The sequence below is a fragment of the Rhizobium sp. NZLR1 genome, from assembly GCF_017357385.1.
Lineage (GTDB): Bacteria > Pseudomonadota > Alphaproteobacteria > Rhizobiales > Rhizobiaceae > Rhizobium.
Window position 1 is genome coordinate 772513 of record NZ_CP071632.1, and the last position, 16908, is coordinate 789420.

General features: G+C 61.2%; 18 protein-coding genes. 5 read left to right on the plus strand and 13 right to left on the minus strand.

Translation table 11 applies throughout. From position 1 onward, the window contains the following. Positions 1 to 10: 10 nt before the first annotated feature. Both ugpC and J3O30_RS03880 read left to right on the plus strand, forming a co-directional pair. Positions 11 to 1099: a sn-glycerol-3-phosphate ABC transporter ATP-binding protein UgpC gene (ugpC, locus tag J3O30_RS03875; RefSeq protein ID WP_207582965.1), complete on the plus strand. Its 1089-nt coding sequence runs from the start codon at positions 11 to 13 to the stop codon at positions 1097 to 1099. Positions 1100 to 1275: 176 nt separating this feature from the next. Then, the gene (locus tag J3O30_RS03880) at positions 1276 to 1629 is read left to right on the plus strand and encodes a hypothetical protein (RefSeq protein WP_207582966.1); all 354 of its coding nucleotides are present in this window, start codon (positions 1276 to 1278) and stop codon (positions 1627 to 1629) included. A 270-nt stretch (positions 1630 to 1899) separates the two neighbouring features. Here the strand turns inward: J3O30_RS03880 and J3O30_RS03885 are convergent, their stop codons facing one another. The 6 genes from J3O30_RS03885 to J3O30_RS03910 form a co-directional block, all read right to left on the minus strand. Then, positions 1900 to 2910 (minus strand): amidohydrolase family protein, encoded by a 1011-nt coding sequence (locus J3O30_RS03885; protein WP_207582967.1) that lies wholly within the window; start codon positions 2908 to 2910, stop codon positions 1900 to 1902. Further along, on the minus strand, positions 2907 to 3374 hold the full coding sequence (locus J3O30_RS03890) for a lipocalin-like domain-containing protein (protein WP_207582968.1): 468 nt from the start codon (positions 3372 to 3374) through the stop codon (positions 2907 to 2909). The genes J3O30_RS03885 and J3O30_RS03890 overlap by 4 nt, the downstream gene beginning before the upstream one ends. A gap of 189 nt (positions 3375 to 3563) precedes the next feature. Continuing rightward, complete coding sequence (locus J3O30_RS03895) at positions 3564 to 4253, minus strand: type 1 glutamine amidotransferase domain-containing protein (RefSeq protein ID WP_207582969.1); 690 nt, start codon at positions 4251 to 4253, stop codon at positions 3564 to 3566. Between the two features lie 11 nt (positions 4254 to 4264). Further along, a complete protein-coding gene (locus tag J3O30_RS03900; RefSeq protein WP_207582970.1) occupies positions 4265 to 5314 on the minus strand; it encodes an NAD(P)-dependent alcohol dehydrogenase in 1050 nt (349 codons plus the stop codon). A 117-nt stretch (positions 5315 to 5431) separates the two neighbouring features. Then, complete coding sequence (locus J3O30_RS03905; RefSeq protein ID WP_207582971.1) at positions 5432 to 5731, minus strand: superoxide dismutase; 300 nt, start codon at positions 5729 to 5731, stop codon at positions 5432 to 5434. Between the two features lie 35 nt (positions 5732 to 5766). After that, complete coding sequence (locus J3O30_RS03910; protein ID WP_207584253.1) at positions 5767 to 6336, minus strand: flavodoxin family protein; 570 nt, start codon at positions 6334 to 6336, stop codon at positions 5767 to 5769. A gap of 221 nt (positions 6337 to 6557) precedes the next feature. On the opposite strand from J3O30_RS03910, the gene J3O30_RS03915 reads away from it, so the two are divergent. Together J3O30_RS03915 and J3O30_RS03920 are read left to right on the plus strand one after the other, a co-directional pair. Beyond that, the gene (locus J3O30_RS03915) at positions 6558 to 7493 is read left to right on the plus strand and encodes a LysR family transcriptional regulator (RefSeq protein WP_207584254.1); all 936 of its coding nucleotides are present in this window, start codon (positions 6558 to 6560) and stop codon (positions 7491 to 7493) included. Between the two features lie 492 nt (positions 7494 to 7985). Beyond that, the gene (locus J3O30_RS03920; protein ID WP_207582972.1) at positions 7986 to 8888 is read left to right on the plus strand and encodes an NADP-dependent oxidoreductase; all 903 of its coding nucleotides are present in this window, start codon (positions 7986 to 7988) and stop codon (positions 8886 to 8888) included. A gap of 102 nt (positions 8889 to 8990) precedes the next feature. Here J3O30_RS03920 and J3O30_RS03925 read toward each other — a convergent pair whose 3' ends face one another. The 4 genes from J3O30_RS03925 to J3O30_RS03940 all read right to left on the minus strand — a co-directional run bounded on the left by J3O30_RS03925 (position 8991) and on the right by J3O30_RS03940 (position 11773). Next, positions 8991 to 9413 (minus strand): helix-turn-helix domain-containing protein, encoded by a 423-nt coding sequence (locus J3O30_RS03925; protein WP_221116072.1) that lies wholly within the window; start codon positions 9411 to 9413, stop codon positions 8991 to 8993. Between the two features lie 86 nt (positions 9414 to 9499). Beyond that, entirely contained in the window at positions 9500 to 10483 is a 984-nt protein-coding gene (locus J3O30_RS03930; protein ID WP_207582973.1) for an aldo/keto reductase, read from the minus strand. A gap of 91 nt (positions 10484 to 10574) precedes the next feature. Further along, positions 10575 to 11294, minus strand: coding sequence for a carboxymuconolactone decarboxylase family protein (locus J3O30_RS03935; protein WP_207582974.1), 720 nt, complete (start codon positions 11292 to 11294; stop codon positions 10575 to 10577). Between the two features lie 104 nt (positions 11295 to 11398). After that, positions 11399 to 11773 carry a DUF2255 family protein gene (locus J3O30_RS03940; RefSeq protein WP_207582975.1) on the minus strand — a complete coding sequence of 125 codons (375 nt, stop codon included), beginning with the start codon at positions 11771 to 11773 and terminating at the stop codon, positions 11399 to 11401. A gap of 117 nt (positions 11774 to 11890) precedes the next feature. On the opposite strand from J3O30_RS03940, the gene J3O30_RS03945 reads away from it, so the two are divergent. Beyond that, the gene (locus J3O30_RS03945; protein WP_207582976.1) at positions 11891 to 12784 is read left to right on the plus strand and encodes a LysR family transcriptional regulator; all 894 of its coding nucleotides are present in this window, start codon (positions 11891 to 11893) and stop codon (positions 12782 to 12784) included. A 22-nt stretch (positions 12785 to 12806) separates the two neighbouring features. Here the strand turns inward: J3O30_RS03945 and edd are convergent, their stop codons facing one another. From edd to zwf, 3 genes are all read right to left on the minus strand, one after another. Next, entirely contained in the window at positions 12807 to 14630 is a 1824-nt protein-coding gene (gene edd, locus J3O30_RS03950; protein WP_207582977.1) for a phosphogluconate dehydratase, read from the minus strand. A 77-nt stretch (positions 14631 to 14707) separates the two neighbouring features. Next, entirely contained in the window at positions 14708 to 15406 is a 699-nt protein-coding gene (gene pgl / locus J3O30_RS03955) for a 6-phosphogluconolactonase (RefSeq protein WP_207582978.1), read from the minus strand. 10 nt (positions 15407 to 15416) lie between these two features. After that, positions 15417 to 16892 carry a glucose-6-phosphate dehydrogenase gene (gene zwf, locus J3O30_RS03960; RefSeq protein WP_007633233.1) on the minus strand — a complete coding sequence of 492 codons (1476 nt, stop codon included), beginning with the start codon at positions 16890 to 16892 and terminating at the stop codon, positions 15417 to 15419. Positions 16893 to 16908 lie beyond the last annotated feature (16 nt).

The following is a 16908-nucleotide window of genomic DNA, read 5'->3' on the forward strand; positions in this document are numbered from 1 at the left end:
GGAGAGAGACATGACTGGACTGACGCTGAAGGATATCCGCAAATCCTACGGTTCCGTGGACGTTCTCCACGGCATCGATCTCGATATCAAGCAGGGCGAATTCATCGTCTTCGTCGGTCCGTCCGGCTGCGGCAAGTCCACGCTTCTGCGTATGATCGCCGGTCTCGAGGCGATCACCGGCGGCGAGATGTATATCGACGGCCATCTCGTCAATGACGTGCCGCCTTCCAAGCGCGGCATCGCCATGGTCTTCCAGTCCTATGCGCTCTACCCGCACATGACCGTCTTCGACAACATGGCTTTCGGCATGAAGATCGCCGGCGAGAGCAAGCAGGAGATCGACCGCCGCGTCCGGGCGGCAGCCGAGAGCCTGCAGCTGACCAACTATCTTGATCGCCTGCCAAAGGCGCTTTCCGGCGGCCAGCGCCAGCGCGTGGCGATCGGCCGCGCCATCTGCCGCGATCCGAAGGTCTTCCTGTTCGACGAGCCGCTCTCCAACCTCGATGCCGCGCTGCGCGTCGCGACCCGCATCGAGATCGCCCGCCTGAACGAACAGATGGCCGATACGACGATGATCTACGTGACCCACGACCAGGTCGAAGCGATGACGCTCGCCGATCGCATCGTCGTTCTCTCGGCCGGCAATATCGAGCAGGTCGGCGCGCCGCTGGATCTCTATGAGCGTCCGGCCAACCTCTTCGTCGCGAAATTCATCGGCTCGCCGGCGATGAACATCATCCCGGCGACGGTCGCCGGAACCGGAATCCAGACGACGGTGACGCTGACCGGCGGCATGTCGGTGACCCTCGATGTTGCGACCGACGCATCCGAAAAGGGCAAGCAGGCAAGCTTCGGCGTTCGTCCGGAGGATCTGAGGGTCGCCGACGGCGCCGACTATCTTTTCGAGGGCGAGGTGTCGATCGTCGAAGCACTCGGCGAAGTGACGCTGCTCTATATCGAAGGCCTGGTCCCGGGCGAGCCGATCGTCGTCAAGCTGCCCGGCATCTACGATGTGAAGAAGGGTCAGAGGATGCGGTTTGCCGCCGACAGGCAGAAGTTGCATCTGTTTAACGCAACCGGCCATACCTACCGGAAATGAGGCGGCCATTTTTGGGGTAATGGCCCTAAGAATTGTGTGTGACGGGCCGAATTCTCACTTTCTGTTAAAGATCGGCTGCTACCTTTTTCCCATCGATTTACGAGGGGGATAAGCAAGTGGCCGCTTCCAATCCGTCACAGCCAAAATCTCATTTCCTGAGCAAGGAAGAATCCTTCATGTATGACCGCGAGCAGCGGTTCAAGATGGAGGACACCATGAATGCCGCGCGCATCGAATATACGGAAAAGGGCGTCATGCACGCGGCTTCGCGCCGCTGCGATATTGTCCGGATCTCGATGAGCAGCGCTACACTCGCGATCCTCACCCAGTTCAACCTGCCGAAGCAATTCTATCTGGATATTCCGGATGCCCGCATCACCAAGGTCGGCTGCCTGCTGATGAAGGTCAACGCCAACAATACGGTCGAAGTCCGCTTCCTGCGCCTGCTGACGCAGAAGGAACTGAACAAGATCTTCGTCTACAGCACCCATCCGGCGCACCGCGATTACGTTCTCGATATCCGCGCCTGACGGTATAAGACCTGATATCGAAAACCCGTGGTGCTTCGCGCGCCGCGGGTTTTTGTTTGTCTCCGGCGACTAAGCCTGGAGCGCCGTGCGTCCTTTCGGACGCACAAAGGACGCTTTAGCACTTTCAATCCTCGCATCATGCTTTCCTAAGACCGATTCCGATTTTCGGGCCGATGCGCTGACTAAACTCCGTCATTCTCAAACGCCTGGCTCTCAGTCCCAGCAGTGGCGTCGACAAGCAAAAAGTGCGAGCGTTTACATTGCCGCTCGTCAAGGGCTCCTGAATGCGGAGGTGCTAAGATCCCCGCTGCCGCCTCCGGTCAAGCGCTCCCAATTCCGATAAGCGAATTTCGATTTGCTGACATCGTCGAGCTCCAGAACGTCTACGAAACGCCGTGCATCGCCTCCGGGGCGGTATTGATAGGGGTAGTCTGTCGAGAATAGGATTCGGTCAATCCCGACGGCATTGACCGCCTGCTGCAGATAGGCCGGGTTGAACATACCGCTTGCCGTCAGATAAAGATTGCCGTGGACATAATCGATGAATGGCCGCTGCAGCCCGGACACCCGATCAAGCATGACCAACCGCTCAAGGTAGAAAAGCACCAGTTCGCCCCAGTGGCCAAGGATCACCTGAAGGTTCGGATAGCGGTCGAAGATGCCTCCCAAGATCAGACGCACGAACTGGATACCCGCCTCGAAATGCCATCCGAGGGCGAATGTGGACAAGGCGAGATCGATGGGGGCGCCGAAGCCCGCGTAATAGGAGCCGCGCACGTTCGTCTGCGGAATTTGCGGATGGATCAGGAGCGGCACATTGAGTTCGGCCGCACAAGCGAATGTCGGTTCGAAAATTGAATGATCCAGATTTTTGTCGCCGACCCGCCCAAAAAGCACGGCCCCCTTGCAGCCGAGTTCCTCGACGGATCGCCGCAACTCCAGAGCCGCCGCGTCGGCATCCGCGGATGGCAGAGCCGCCATAGCTTGAAAACGAGACGGGTTGGCACCGACTGCTTCAGCCAGCAAATCGTTGGCACGACGAGCGAGATCGATGCCGTGGTGACCAAGGTTGTTGAGTCCCGGTGTCGTCAAGGAGAGAACCTGAACATCGACGCCCGTCTCGTCCATCAGGGCCAGCCGTTGTTCTCCAAGATCCGCGAGCCGTTCGCCGATCACACCGGGATTGAGCCCGAGCGTTCCATCATCGGCGCCAGATACAGTGTTCCACGCGTGCCGCACGTCATTGGGAAGGACATGCTCTTCGATCGCGATGATCTTCATCTTTGAAATCCTCTCGCTGGTGGCTTCAGGCTGTCATTGCCGCTGCGGCGCCACACGACTCGCCATTCTTCATCAGCACGTGTGGACGTGAGGATGAGCCGATCGTCTACAAAGCGATAGGACCGCGGCAAATCCTGGCCTACCAAGGCTTGAACCAATGCACCTTCGACATGATAGACGAAGGTGCTGTTGGCGGGATCGAGTGTGAGTGTTCCATAGCTCGCTTCGTAGCCGCCGCTACTATAGGGGTTATCGAGGTCGAACGACTCCATGTTGCGGACCTGGATCGTCATATGCCCGTCGGGAGTAAGGACGAGGAAACCGGCCACTTTCAGCGCCCCCATCACCCCGTTGGCATCCGGCTGCTCGATCGTCACGAGGTGCCAAGGTCCGGCGAGCCGTGCCATGACCTCAGAATCAATACCGGCTTGTTGAGAACTGCTTGTACCAGCAATTGTTTCCATCGGCAGTTCTCCGGGATTTTGGACGCAACCGTACCGGGATTAGCGCACCGAGGATCAGAGAAAAACCGGTTCCCTGAGCGCTGTTGCCGGCTTGAAGACGGGGCGCTCTGCTTTCGCGGGGCGCCCCGTCTGTGTTTTTGCTGAGTACACCGAACCGTGTTGCGGGCTGCAGGCGCGCGACCGTTGTTGTCAGGCTTTCTGCGTGAGGTGGTCGAGGATGGCTTTTCCGACGCCATGCGCGGAAGCCGGGTTCTGGCCGGTGACGAGCCGCCCATCGACCACGACATTCTCCGACCAGTTCGGCGCCGGCTGGTGCAGCGCCCCCCGCTCCTTCAGCGTGGTGGCGAGCAGATAGGGCACGACCTTGGTGTACTTGACCTCGGCTTCCTCCTCGTCGGTGAAGGCGGCAAGCTTCTTGCCGGCGACGAGATAGCTGCCGTCAGACAGTTTGGCGTTCACCAGGGCGGCGGGACCGTGGCAGACAGCGGAAACGATGCCGCCGCTCTCCCAGATGTCGCGGATCACCTTCTGCACGGCCGAGCTATCAGCGAAATCCCACATCGTGCCGTGGCCGCCGGCGAAGAAGACCGCCGAATAGCGCGAGGGATCGAGATCCGCAAGGATCTTGGAATCGGCCAGGTCGGCGCGGAATTCCTTATCCTTCCAGAATTTGTCGTTGACCGGATCGGAAAGGTCGAAGAAGTCGATCGGCGGATGGCCGCCGCGGATCGAGGCGATCTCGACTGGAATGCCGGCCGCCTTGAAGACATCGAGCGGATGGGTGAGTTCGACCATCGCGAAACCGGTCGGCTCGCCGCTGTCGCCGCGGATCGGGTGACTGGTGACCACGCAAAGGATAGGCTTGATGTTGTCTGCCATGTTCATGCTCCTCAGGGTTTGAGCGAGGCCATGTCGATGACGAAGCGATACTTCACGTCGCTCTTCAACATGCGCTCATAGGCTTCGTTGATCTGTTGGATGGGAATGATTTCGACGTCGGAGACGATGCCATGGGCCCCGCAGAAATCGAGCATCTGCTGGGTTTCGGCCACGCCGCCGATGAACGATCCGGAGATTGCCCGGCGACCCCGCACGACCCCGTCGGCATTCACCGGTGTGCCGAGCGGCCCCATGTAGCCGATGAGCACCAGAACGCCCTCCAGCGCCAGCGTCGGCATGTAGGGGTTGACGTCATGATCGTAGGGGACTGTGTCGATGATGACGTCGAAGCGCCCGGCGACAGCCTTCATCTGCTTCGGATCGCCCGACAGCACAACATGATCGGCGCCGAGGCGGAAAGCATCCTCCTCCTTGCCGGCCGACCGCGTGAACAGCGTGACGTCGGCGCCGAGCGCCTTGGCGAGCTTCAGCGCCATGTGGCCGAGGCCGCCAAGGCCGATCACGGCGACCTTGCTATCCTTGCCGACATTCCAGCGGTGCAGCGGCGACCAGGTGGTAATGCCCGCGCACAAGAGCGGCGCCGCGCCGGCCGGATCGAGCCCGTCGGGCATCGATAGGACGAACTTGTCGCGCACGACGACGGAATTGGAATAGCCGCCATAGGTGACGCTGCCGTCCTGCCGGTCGGCGCTATTGTAGGTGTAGGTCGAGCCTTCGACGCAATCCTGTTCCCAGCCCTTCAGGCACGGCTTGCAGTGCTGGCAGGAGTCGACCATGCAGCCGACGCCGACCAGGTCGCCAGCCTTGAAGCCGGAAACGCCGGTCCCGACCTCGCGCACGCGGCCGATGATCTCGTGACCCGGGACGATCGGATAGGTCGTGAAGCCGCCATGGTTGCGGGCAAGGTGCAGGTCCGTATGGCAGACACCGCAGAAGAGGATGTCGATGACGACGTCGTCCGGACGCGGTGCGCGCCGTTCGAACGCGAACTGTTCGAGCGGGCCGGTGGCCGATCGAGCAGCGAAGCCCATTACTGTCATGGTTGGTACCCTTATTCTCGCGCCTGGCGCCTTTGATTTGGCCTGCTGGACCCGACCGCGCCTCTCAAGCGCAGCCGGGAGCCGGTTTGGCGAACCCCAGCCTCAGGCGTTTTAGCCTCAAGCGTTTCCAGGGGCGAACAGCGTTTCCCAATTCAGGAAGGGACCGAGCGGGATAACGTCCCAGTCAATGAGCCCGGCCTTGGCGAGGGGAAATTCGGCGAGCGCCTGCTTGGCCGCCTCGATAGACTCGGCCTCGGCAATGATGGCGACGCCAGGGCGATCCTGTCGGAAATAGATGTCCCGGATGATGCCGCCCTTGTACATCTGCCAGGCGTGGCGGGCTTCATCCTGCATATGCGGCTGGTACTGTTCGATCGTGGCGCCGGGCTGCGGGACGTCGAGGCAAAGCAGTTTCATGATCATACTCCTTGGTGGGGATTGTAGGGCTGAGTTTATGCGAGCTGAAACCGGCCTGTGGTCTCCGCCACGCGACGGCCCAGGTAAGTGGCCGTCTTGAGGTCGCTCTGGATAGGCGTGACCTCGGCTGCCTGATCGTTGTTCGACTGGGTCATGACGCCGAGCCAGCTTCCATGACGGTTGAGATCGTCCACGCTGCCGGTGCTGCTGGCGTTACCAGGCATAATGTCGAGACCAACCCAGATCATCCCGTGCTGGGCCGCAAACAGCGCCATTGAGACGAGTGAGTTGAGCTTGTCACCGTGCTGCGCGCCCGAATTGGTGAAGCCGGCAGCGATCTTGTTGCGCCACTTCTGTTCAAACCACGCCGTTTTCGTGGAATCCTCGCAGAACTGCTTGAACCTTGCGCTGATCATGCCGCTGTAGGTCGGCGACCCGAAGATGATCGCGTCGCTCTTTTCCAGCGCCGTCCAATCTACCGGACCTTCGGCGACGGCGACGATGTTCACTTCCGCCCCCTGGACTTCCCAAACGCCTTCAGCGACGGCTTCCGCTACACGCGCGGTATGGCCATAACCGCTGTCATATACGATCGATATTAGCATTCTCACGCCCTTCCATTTGACCGAGATTCGCGCACGACGGGAGGATGATGCTGATCCAAAGTCAGCGATGACCACTTGGATTGGGATCGTCTCGAAAATATCGTTTGCTTCGCAGCGGTTGTATCGTAGAATACCTAAGGCCATTAGAAATAAGTTTTCTCTTCTTTGGTTCCTGTGATTCTACAATCAATGGATTTGCTATTCTGGAGGCCCTGCCCGGCATGCGTGACAGATTCGATGGTGTGCAGATCTTCGTTGAGGCGGTCGAAGCGGGTGGCTTTGCAAAAGCGGCTGACCGGCTGAAGCTGACACGCTCCGCCGTCGGCAAGGCTATTGCGCGCCTGGAAGAGCGCCTTTCAGTTCGGCTGTTTCACAGGACGACCCGCACACAAAGCCTGACGGAGGATGGCCAGCAATATTACGAGCGTTGCATTCGTGCCATCGACGAACTGCGCGCCGGCGAGTCTCTCCTGGAATCTGGCCGGCGCGAGGTCGCCGGCAGGCTGCGCGTCTCGCTTCCGGTTCTATTCGGCCGCTACTGCGCGGCGCCGATTTTACGCAGCTATGCTCGCCAGTACCCGAAGCTTGAACTTGAACTCAGCTTCAACGACCGTCAGATCGATCTGATCGCCGACGGCTTCGATCTTGCCGTGCGCAACGGTTCCCTTGGCAACGGAACCTCGCTGCACGCCCGACGGCTGGTCAGCCAGCGCAAGGTGCTGTGCGCCTCACCTGCTTATCTCATTGCACGCGGGGAACCTCGCTCCGTTGCAGATCTCGCCGAGCATGACCTGCTTGTTTACTGGCGGGGCGATCATGGCCTCGCATGGCAACTGCCCGACACGAGCGGGGCTCTCATCGATATCTCCGTTACATCCCGGCTGCGTTTCGACGACCTTGAAGTCATCGCGGATGCCGCGATCGATGGAATGGGGCTTGCCTGGCTTCCCCACTGGTTGGTGCGGGATCGGATGCGAGCAGGGGATCTCATCGAACTGTGGGGAGACCGCCCGAGCGCCACGATGGAATGCTATGCGGTCTGGCCGAGCACCCAGTATCTGCCGCTGCGGTCACGCCTGGCGATCGATGCACTTGCTGTAGAATTGCCAAAGCGATTCGGTCCCGATACGCCGGACTTGCACAACGCACGGCCTTAGATCGCTTGCTGTGAAGCTAAGACCATCAGCCGCCTGCGAAAATGATCCGTCTTGAGCGCCCGACTCTCTCCGCCTTGTTCGTGGCACCTCGCCCTGACGCCCTCTATTGAACATGACGCGGTTGGGAACCATCCTCTCTGAGGCTCAAACGACGCTGATTAGAAGCCCAGTTGGCCCACGCAGCGCGGAGCGGTTACTGCGCCGTCACCTGGTTGGGAAATACTGCCTCCTTCACGCCCTCTGCGGTCTCGTCTAGATATCTCGAACGGCAGTTAGCCGAAGAGGAATGGTCATGGCGACAACTAGCAACGTGAGTTTTCATGATCGGAATGAACCGGCCGGCAAGCGACCGCCGCTTCGACCATGACCCGGCTCAGATCTGCCAATGCGGCGTCTTGAAAAGCAGACAACACGGTTGGTCATCGTGCCGATCCCTTTGCCTGTTGATGCCTTCCTGCCAACGCTTTTAACAATATGACAAGGAGCACTCAGATGAGGGCTGTACGTTTTCATGAATATGGTGGCCCGGACGTTTTGACGGTCGATGAGGTCGAAATACCCGAACCGGGGGCAGGTCAAGTGCGCATCGCCGTCAAGGCCGCGGGCGTCAATGCCATCGATTGGAAGCTCCGGGCAGGCTACATGCACGAGCACATGCCGCTCACGCTCCCCGCCGGGACCGGTTTGGAAGCGTCAGGCGTGGTCGATGCCATCGGTGAGGGCGTGACCGGCGTGTCGGTCGGCGATGCCGTGTTCGGCAAGGGCCATGACACGATGGCCGATTTCGCGATCCTGCACGAATGGACGCGCAAGCCGGATGGCCTCTCGTTCGAGGAGGCGGCAGGGTTCCCGATTTCAGTCGAGACGGCGTCGCGGATCATCGACGAGGTCGGCGTAAAGCCCGGTGAGACGCTGCTGGTCAGCGGCGCCGCAGGAGGGGTTGGATCTGCGGCGATCCAGTTGGCCGCCAGCGCCGGCATCCCCACGATCGGCACGGCGAGCGGGCCGAAGCATGGTTATCTACGTTCGTTGGGCGCTGTGCCGACGACCTATGGTCCCGGCCTGCGCGAACGGGTGGCTGCGCTTGCACCTGATGGCGTGCAGGGTGCGCTCGACATCGTGGCCTCCGGTGCCATTCCGGACCTGGTGGCGATCACCGGTGACCCTTCCAAGGTCATATCGATCGCCGACTTCGCGGCCGCGGAACATGGCGTCAGAAACTCGTTCGATCCAAGGGACGCGGTGCCCGCCCTGGAACGTGCCGTAGCACTGTTTGAGGCGGGACACTTCCGCTTGCCGGTTGAACGGACATTTCCGCTCGACCAAGTCGGCGCCGCGCAGGAACTAAGCGCCAAGGGGCACGTCACGGGACGCCTTATCATCACGGTCGCTTGACTGTAATCGCGAGGCGCTCTGCGCCTCGCTTTACGATCTTTGGCTGGGACGACTATCCTGCGTTCATGCTGGCAAATTGACGCTCTTGCCACACAATCGCTATTAGGGCGACGTGTCGTATCGATCTCGCGCCATACCGATCACTTCCTGGCTCCGCTCCACCCAGCGCACCAGCATCGTGAGCGGTTCGAAGATGGTGCGGCCGAGCTCCGTGAGCTCATACTCAACACTCGGGGGATTGGTTGGGAAGACTGTGCGCAGAACCAGCCCATCCCGCTCGAGCGTCCGCAGGGTCTGCGACAACATCCGCTTCGAGATATCGGGAACTGCGCGGTTCACGTCGCTGAATCGGCGGGCACGTTCGGCCAGTGCAATCAGCACCAGCATCGTCCATTTGTCTCCCACGCGATCAAGAATATCCCTGACCGCGCAGGTGGGTGGCTCGTGGGTCGTTCCAGAACGCTCCGCAAACATCCGCGCGAGTTGCAGATGATGCGGAGTAAGCGCCGTGTCAGCGTGTGCCATGTCACTTTCTCTTCGTCGGCCTGTTGGCGATACATGTAGCAAACCTGCAAAGCCTATAACAGAAACCGACAAGCGTGGCACGTGGATCAGAGGCCGACCCGGCTGAGATGTTCCTCGGGATAACGTGCTCCTTCGATATGAATGTCTGCGGACCGGATCTCGCCGAGGTCCTCGGCCGTCAGTTGCACCTTGAGTGCGCCGACATTTTCCTCGAAGCGCTCCAGCTTTCGAGTGCCGAAGAGCGGGACGATCCAGGGCTTCTGTGCAAGCGACCAGGCCAGCGCCACCTGCGCCGGAGTTGCGCCGTGCCTGTCGCCGATGGCCCTGATGAGATCGACGAGCCGCTGATTGGCTTTGCGGGCCTCCGGCGAGAAGCGCGGAATAGAGTTGCGCATGTCCGATGTGTCTAGCGTGGTGTCCGCGGCGATCTTGCCGGTAAGGAAGCCCTTGCCGAGCGGGCTGAAGGGCACGAGGCCGATGCCGAGTTCTTCGAGTGTCGGCAGGATTTCCGCCTCTGGCTCGCGTGTCCAGAGCGAATATTCACTTTGCAGCGCCGCCACCGGCTGGACCGCATGGGCACGACGGATCGACGACGGCCCGGCTTCCGACAGGCCGAACCAGCCGACTTTGCCCTCGCCGATCAAATCCTTCACCACGCCTGCCACGTCCTCCATCGGCACTTCCGGATCGACGCGGTGCTGGTAGAGAAGATCGATGTGGTCAGTGCGCAGGCGCTTGAGGCTGCCTTCCACAGCCCGGCGAATATGGTCGGGCTTGCTATTGACACCACCGTGATGAACCCCGGTATCGGGATCGACATCCCAGCCGAACTTGGTCGCGATCTTGACTTTGCCGCGAACCGGCTGGAGCGCCTCGCCGACCATCTCCTCGTTGGTGAATGGGCCATAGACTTCCGCCGTGTCGAAGAAGTCCATGCCGCATTCGACGGCGGCCCTGATCAGAGCGATCATGTCCGCCCTGTCCGGCAGTTCACGGGCTTTGCCGTATCCCATTGCACCGAGCGATAGCGCCGAGACTTCCAGCCCTTGGCCTAGCTTACGTTTCTGCATAAAAATATCCTCCAGCTGCATGATTCAAGTTCAATGGAGTGCGGATGCAAGTCGGTCCGCGGCGGGACTTCATGCTGGGCCTCCTCTCGGTCTACTTGTCCCGACTTGCAAACACGTCTTTGACGACGGGCATCGCCGAGAAAACGCAGGGCCAGCCGGTATAAAAGGCAAGATGCGTCAAGGTTTCCGATGCCTGCGCCCTGGTCAGCCCGTTATCCATCGCGCGATTGAGATGGTAGGTGATTTGCGCCACCTGACCGGATGCTACCAGCGCGCTTACTGTGACGAGGCTTCGGTCGCGCGGTGCGAGCCCAGGGCGAAGCCAGAGATCCCTGAACAGAAGTTCGCCGGTGAAGTCCACCACGCCTTGGGATACGTCGCCGAAATTGGTTTGGACGGCCTCGGCGCGTTTTGCTTCCGACGCTTGGTCGAGGGGAAGGAGGGCAACAGGCTCCCGTGGCAACTGGCCTTCTCCGATGCCGCGCTCGGCGAAGATGCCCTTCATGATTTCCACGGCGAAGAATGCGTTCGACCATCCACTGTAGAACGCGAGATGCGTTATGATCTCTGAGATCTCGGTCGGTGTGATGCCGTTGTCCAAAGCCAGGTTGAAGTAATGGGTCATGCCGATCGTCTGGGCGCGCGCAATCAATGCCGAGACCGTTACTAGGCTGCGGTCTCTCGAAGACAGGTCCGGGCGTTTCCAGAGGTCGCCGACGATGGCATTCCGGGTATAGTTCGCCAAGGCTGGTGAAACGGCGCGGACGTCGTCGTCGGTCAGTGCGCTGCGAATAGGCGTTGAGGGTGACATTGTTCTTCCGATCGATGTTTTAAGATGGGTTCATGGCCAGGACTTGCGTCTCTCTTTCACTGATTGACGACCGTCGCTGTCGAAAATCGCCGGCGAGATCAGCCCTACTGTTCGAGCGGCGTGATCCGGATAGTGGCTGATCTGGCACGTTCGCCAATCATGGCGCCGAGATACGAGCTCGTCGCGTATTTGCTCCGGTACGCATCATCGATCGCCGCGTTGATCGCACCCTCGACGGGCGCGAATGCCACGTTTCTGGTCATTCCGGCGGCAATGATACGTCCGGCCCTCCGCTTGACCGCGGCCTGATGCCATCGCGACCGCTGGCCATGATAGGCGCGCACGTAGAGCTCTCCTTCTACTACGACGGACCAGATCCAGGTTGGAGTGCCATAGGTAGCGCCATCCTCGCGGAAGGGAGAGATGTGCAGGTCGTCGCTGTCCGCGATCTGCGCAAGTTCGGGTTCTGACCAAGCCATCGGTCCGCCTCTGCCTATGCGGCTGCATCCATGCGGCCATCGAAAGGCATTATAGTATCTGCCATTTCTTTCGATTAGACGCTAAAATAAGATTGAACTTATCTCGGAGATCAATAAATGCGTCGCGAAGAACTGGGCGACCTGATGGCCTTCCTCGCTGTTGCCGAAGAGAAGAGCTTCACCAGAGCGGCGGCCCGGCTCGGGACGTCTCAGTCTTCGCTCAGCCTCATCATCAAGCGCCTTGAGGAGCGGTTGGGGGTCAGGCTATTGACCCGCACGACAAGAAGTCTTGCACCAACCGATGCGGGCGAACAGCTGCTGTCGACCCTGGCCCCGGCGTTAGGTACGATCGAAGCCCGATTGGCTGCGCTCAGTGAGTTTCGGGACAAGCCGGCGGGGAGTTTCCGAATCACCGCGGGTCAGCACGCGATCGACACCATCCTATGGCCGAAGCTTTCGGCGTTTCTTCGTCACTATCCCGACATCAAGGTCGAACTGGTCGCAGAGTCGGCGCTGACGGACATCGTCGCCGAGCGGTTCGACGCCGGTGTCCGGCTCGGCGACCAGGTTGAGAAGGACATGATCGCCGTCCGCATCGGCCCGCTGGCACGCATGATCGTGGTGGCTGCGCCCTCCTGCTTCAAAGATCAGCCGCCGCCGAGTTCGCCGCAGGACTTGACGGCACACCGCTGCATCAACATACGCCTGCCGAGTTACGGCGGATTCTACCCGTGGGAGTTCGAACGCGACGGCCATGAGGTGCGGGTCCGGGTGGATGGACAGGTCGCCTTCAATGGCGTTCCACAGATCGTGAAAGCCGCTCTTGACGGATATGGCCTCACCTACGTCCACGAGGATGTCGTCCGAGAGGACCTTGAGAATGGCCGGCTCGTGCAGGTGCTGGACGACTGGTCGCCGCCGTTTCCCGGGTATCACTTGTACTATCCTTCACGCCGGCATTCCTCTCCAGCATTTACCTTGCTGGTGGAGGCGTTGCGGCATCACGACTAGGTATCCCGCCAAATAGCTGTAGCTAGTGGTGGAAGAGCACGCTGGCGCCCTGATCCGAAGGTCCGACGGCGCGACGGAACGGCGCGAAGAGTTCGCGGCCCATGCCGAATTCATTGTCGGAGAGATCGACGGTCACCGGCTCGCGCTCGGCCATATCGGCTGCATCGACGAGCAGCTCGAGCGTGCCCTTGATCGCGTCCAGGCGGATGATGTCGCCGTCGCGGATGCGGGCGATCGGGCCGCCGTCGACCGCCTCGGGCGTCACGTGGATCGCGGCCGGCACCTTGCCTGAGGCGCCGGACATGCGCCCGTCGGTCAACAGCGCCACGCGGAAGCCGCGGTCCTGCAGCACGCCGAGCGGCGGCGTCAGCTTATGCAGTTCCGGCATGCCGTTCGCCTTCGGCCCCTGGAAGCGCACGACGGCGATGAAATCGCGGTTGAGCTTGCCTTCCTTGAAAGCGTCCTGCAGCTCCTGCTGGCTGTGGAAGATGATCGCCGGCGCCTCGATGATGTGGCGTTCCGGTTTGACGGCGGAGATCTTGATCACCGCCTTGCCGAGATTGCCGCGCAGCATCTTCAGCCCGCCATTCGCCTGGAACGGCGTTTCGATGCTGGAGAGAACCTTGGGATCGACGCTCTTCTCAGGCGACGGTTCGCGCCGGACGGCGCCGTTTTCACCGAGCCGGGCGTCGACCGTATAGGCTTGGAGACCCTGGCCGAAGACGGTGCGCACGTCGTCATGCACCAGTCCGTGCTTCAGGAGTTGCTTGATGAGGAAGCCCATGCCGCCGGCCGCCTGGAAATGGTTCACGTCAGCAAGTCCGTTCGGGTAGACGCGGGCCAGCAGCGGGACGATTTCCGAAAGCTCGGCAATATCCTGCCAGGTCAGCTGGATGCCGGCCGCCCGCGCCATGGCGACGAGGTGCAGCGTGTGATTGGTAGAGCCGCCGGTGGCATGCAGGCCGACGACGCCGTTGACGACCGAGCGCTCATCGATCATCTCGCCCGCCGGCGTGAATTCGTTGCCGAGCGCGGTGATCGCCAGCGCCCGCTTGGCCGCCTCGCGCGTCAGCGCTTCGCGCAGCGGCGTGCCCGGATTGATGAAGGAGGAGCCGGGCATGTGGAAGCCCATGATCTCCATCAGCATCTGATTGGAATTGGCGGTGCCATAGAAGGTGCAGGTGCCGGGGCCGTGATAGGACTTCGATTCGGCTTCCAGCAGCTCGGCGCGACCGACCTTGCCCTCGGCGAAGAGCTGGCGCACGCGCGACTTCTCGTCGTTCGGCAGGCCTGTCGTCATCGGACCGGCGGGAACGAAGATCGACGGCAGGTGTCCGAAGGACAGGGCCGCAATCACGAGGCCCGGCACGATCTTGTCGCAGACGCCGAGGAAGAGGGCGGCGTCGAACATGTTGTGCGACAGGCCGATGCCCGCCGACATGGCGATCAGATCGCGCGAGAACAGCGAAAGCTCCATGCCCGGCTGTCCCTGGGTGACGCCGTCGCACATCGCCGGCACGCCGCCTGCCACCTGCGCCACGCCGCCGGCCTGGGCGGCCGCCTCGCGGATGATCGCCGGATAGGTCTCGAACGGCTGGTGAGCCGAGAGCATGTCGTTATAGGCGGTGATGATGCCGAGATTGGGGATGCGATCACCGGCGAGCGCATCCTTGTCGGCGGGGGAACAGACCGCAAAGCCATGGGCAAGGTTGGCGCAGCCCAGCACCGAACGCGCGACACCCTTGGAGGCGGCGGCGCGCAGGCGTTCCAGGTAGCGCTCGCGGGTTGGTTTCGAGCGTTCGACAATGCGATCGGTGATCGCAGAAATGCGTGCGTGGGCGGACATGGAAGATCCCTGCCTTGTTCGTTGTCTTATCTGTTTCGGCGGCTCTGGCCTGAATGTCGATCCGGATTGACGGCCGATCAGGGAGCCCAGTAGATCTCGACCGGGGAAGTGGCCCGGCGCAGAACGGCGCGGATCGGCATGTCTGCCTCTTCACCTTTGCCCTCTGCTTTGGCGAGAACGTCTTTTTTGCCTTCGCCCTCAATATGGAGAACCAGGAGTGCGGCATCCTCAAGACTGGAGAAGGTGAAGGTCAGGCGCGGCTCGCCGGCCCCTTCCGCTTCCATGGTGATGATGCCGCGCGGCGTCGATGCATCGAGCGCCTTGGCAAGATTGCTGCCGCCGGGAAAGAACGAGGCCGTGTGGCCGTCGCCACCCATGCCGAGGATGACGATGTCGAAGGGGGAACTGATTGCCCTGGTCTTCTCGGTCGCAAGCCTTGCGGCCTCCTCCGCGGAGGCCGTGTCCTGATAGAGAGGCAGGAAACGCGCCGCCTTGGCTTTGTTCTGTAGGAGATTGGCATCGACCAGCAGATGGTTCGAGCGCGCATTGTCGGCCGGCACGAAACGCTCGTCGACAAGTGTGATCGTCACCTTGTCCCAGGCGATATCGCGCGTCGACAGTGCCTGGAAGAACAGCTTCGGGGTCGAGCCGCCGGAAACGGCGATGGACGCCGTTGCGCGGGCGGCGATCGCCGCCGAAAGCGTATCGGCGACCTTGTCGGCGAGACTGCCGGCGAGATCTGCGGGGCTGGCGAAGGAATGCAGGGTCGATGCCATCGGTTTCGTCCTAGATATCGTCATGCCAGGTGCGGCCGTCGCGCTCGATCAGCGCGATGGCCTGGCTCGGACCCCAGGTGCCGGCCGTATAGCCCTGCACCTGCTGGCCGGTGGTTTCCCAACCCTTGAGGATCGGATCCACCCATTTCCATGCGGCTTCGACTTCGTCGCGGCGCATGAACAATGTCTGGTTGGAGCGGATCACATCCATCAGCAGACGCTCGTATGCGTCGGGATTGCGCACGTTGAACGCCTGGGCGAAGCTCATGTCGAGCGAGACGTTGCGCAGGCGCATGCCGCCCGGGCCCGGATCCTTGATCATCAGCGACTGCTTGACGCCTTCATCCGGCTGCAGCCGGATAATCAGCTGGTTGGCAACGATGCGTCCGGCCGCCTGGTCGAAGATCGCATGCGGGATCGGCTTGAAGGTGATGACGATCTCGGACATGCGTCCGGTCAGGCGCTTGCCGGTTCTGATGTAGAAGGGAACGCCCGCCCAGCGCCAATTGTTGATCTCCGCCTTGATGGCGACGAAGGTCTCGGTGTTCGAGACGCCGCCTTCGAGCTCTTCGAGATAGCCCTTGACCGGGCCGCTGCCCGATGCGCCGGCGCGATACTGGCCGCGGACCGTCGCCTGCTCGACATTGGAGGCATTGAGCGGCTTCAGCGCGCGCAGCACCTTCAGCTTTTCGTCGCGAACGGCTTCCGAATCCATCGACGATGGCACTTCCATCGCCGTCAGGCAGAGCAGCTGCAGGATGTGGTTCTGCACCATGTCGCGCAATGCGCCTGCCGTATCGTAATAGCCGGCGCGGCCCTCAAGGCCGACTGCTTCAGCCACGGTGATCTGGATGTGATCGATGTAGTTGGCATTCCACAGCGGCTCGTACAGCGCGTTGGCGAAACGCAGCGCCATCAGGTTCTGCACAGTCTCCTTGCCGAGATAGTGGTCGATGCGGAAGATCTGTTCTTCCTTGAAGGCACGGCCGATCGTGTCGTTGAGCTGCAGCGCCGAGGCGAGATCGCGGCCGATCGGCTTCTCGACGACGATGCGGGTCGACTTGGTGATCAGTTTGTGGTCGTGGATCTTCTGCGAAATGTCGCCGAAGATACCGGGCGCGACCGCGAGGTAAAAGGCGCGCACTCGATCCTTGCCCTCGTCGAGCAGCTTCTTCAGCTGATCCCAGCCGGTATCCGTGCGGGCGTCGACCGAGACGTAGTAGAGGCGGGCACAGAATTTCTCCACCTCCGCTTCGTCGTATTCACCCTTCTTCAGGTGCTCGTTCAGCGCGTCTTTGGCGAATTTGCGGTATTCCTCGTGCGTCAACGGGCTGCGCGAGGCGCCGATCACGCGGGTCGGTTCCGTAAACTGGCCTTCGATTTGGCGATGATACAGCGCGGGCAGAAGCTTGCGTTCGGCAAGGTCGCCGCTGCCGCCGAAGACGACATAATCAAAAGGCTCAACGGGAATGATCTGGCTGCTCATGAGCTTGTCTCTCAAT